Below are 354 nucleotides of genomic sequence, written 5' to 3'. Positions count from 1 at the left end.
GCTGGCATTTACCCTGTCTCCAGGACAGCAGGCTGATTCTCGACATTTCATCTCGACGCTGGAGAGTGTTTATCTACCAGGCCGTGTTGGAAGGCCTCGCAAACGTAGCCGCTACGTGGTCGCTGATAAAGGATATGACAGTGATGAACTGCGCCGTTACTGTGACAGGCACGGTATAAAACCCGTTATTGCGCAACGTCAAATGCATCGCAAGACACGCCCTGGTTTGCCGAGGCGTTTTGATCAGCACAGATACCGCCAGAGAAACGCGGTAGAACGCTGCTTTGGATGGCTTAAAGAGTTACGTCGATTTGCAACGCGCTACGAAAAATTAGCGAGCAGTTTCAGAGCGAT

The 354-nt window shown here is 51.4% G+C and carries 1 protein-coding gene; it reads left to right on the top strand.

The genetic code is table 11. From position 1 onward, the window contains the following. Position 1: 1 nt before the first annotated feature. Positions 2-354: transposase (locus tag ACT3TC_RS17150; RefSeq protein ID WP_444641164.1), on the top strand; the 353-nt coding region annotated here is incomplete at its 3' end.

This window comes from Halomonas sp. AOP27-A1-41 (genome assembly GCF_052378605.1).
Taxonomy (GTDB): Bacteria; Pseudomonadota; Gammaproteobacteria; order Pseudomonadales; family Halomonadaceae; genus Vreelandella; species Vreelandella citrativorans.
This window is presented reverse-complemented; position numbering and strand designations above follow the sequence as displayed.